The organism is Thiolapillus sp., from assembly GCF_048562965.1.
In the GTDB taxonomy this organism is placed as follows: domain Bacteria; phylum Pseudomonadota; class Gammaproteobacteria; order Chromatiales; family Chromatiaceae; genus Thiolapillus; species Thiolapillus brandeum_A.
The window spans coordinates 1-1,372 of sequence record NZ_JBHNMF010000782.1 but is presented as its reverse complement, the minus strand read 5'-3'; the positions used below and the strand labels follow the sequence as shown (position 1 = coordinate 1,372).

Below are 1,372 nucleotides of genomic sequence, written 5' to 3'. Positions count from 1 at the left end.
GATCTATAATATTCGTACTCTTAACACCCGTCAGCTCATTAAATGGCACAGTAGCCGGGTTGCTGTACCTGGTCGTTGAGTTGCTGTCAAAGACCTGGTTCTCAGAAAAGTAAAGGTTATTACTGACGATCATCAGGTCACCTGGGACTCCGTTACCAGCAGGTTATCCGTTATCCGGATGGGGATGCCACGCCAGCTTCGAATGAAGGAACCCTGCACCGTCCCGGGGGTGAGACGCACGTAGTTATCGCTACCCGTGCTGTTAGTAGTCTCCGCATCGAGCGCTTCCTCCACATCACGGTTCATGTAGATAATCGTGTTGGAGCCCTCGCCATAACCCAGCTCAGGCATCGCATAAAAGGCTTTTCGGAGCAGCTTCTGCAAATTAACCGTGCCCGCTTTCAGGTCCGACACATCAATGTTGCAGATTCGAACGGCCTGCCGCCAGTCCGCTACTGCTACCCCCAAATGCCATACGAACTCTTCACGATACACAAAATACGTGTCACCCTTGTCATCCTGTGTCGGGAGCTTTCCACGATCCTTACGCTGCAACCCCGCAGGGAGATTCCGAGGATATATCATGGAGACCTTGGTACGTCCCCAATTCACAAACCATACCGACGTGTTGTCATTGCCCGTGCCGCCGGCATCTATGATGTTCTTGGCCTGCTTTGAGGACTTATCAGAGTACCTGGGTGACAGCCCCATGATCTGATCAGAGTGCAAGTCACTGTTACTGTACCAAAACGACTCCGCCGCCTTGATCGCCATCGCCTGCAAGAAGGTCATGGCCTCATCCATTCGGACCTGTGCCCCATTGTCAGCGATCTCAACGATACGCTCCTCCACCTCGCTAGCCTGCTCAATCCAGCCCGTTGTCTCACTCTGCAATGTGCGGGCAGACTTACTGGTAGGAATACCTTTGTAGATCCGGCCCCACGACACCTCTGGCAACTTCGAAAGCACCGAGTAGTTGTATGAAAGCCCATCCTTACTATTACAAGGTTGCACAAAAGAATCATGCAATTCAGGAGACATCTTGCTGAGAATGTTAATCAGCACGAGCTCCGCCGCATTTACACCCGACGTTAATCCCCCAGCCCTTAGATACAGGTCAGGTAAATCTATCAGTTTACCACCAGTTACCGCCATCAGTTGTTACCATAGAGTACATTGAGCTGAGTAGCCTCATCCTTAAGATCCACACCAGATCCAGAAGTAAGCGCCTGGGCAGGTATGCCCGTGTCTTCTGAAACTGCTTTGCCCAGATTAGCGAACATCCGAATAACCTCCGGATGTGAAGAAAGACCCGTTCCCTGCAAAACCTCCTGAAGGGCGGGGGAAGCGTATTTGTCGTACGCTACCTTAG

2 protein-coding genes are annotated in these 1,372 nt (G+C 51.6%); both read right to left on the bottom strand.

Annotation, left to right across the window (positions count from 1 at the left end; genetic code table 11):
* Nucleotides 1–132 precede the first annotated feature (132 nt).
* A complete protein-coding gene (locus ACOCD2_RS20045; RefSeq protein WP_419625953.1) occupies nucleotides 133–1,155 on the bottom strand; it encodes a major capsid protein in 1,023 nt (340 codons plus the stop codon).
* A partial coding sequence (locus tag ACOCD2_RS20040) for a hypothetical protein (RefSeq protein ID WP_419625952.1) occupies nucleotides 1,155–1,372 on the bottom strand: 218 nt, incomplete at its 5' end. The genes ACOCD2_RS20040 and ACOCD2_RS20045, both read right to left, overlap by 1 nt.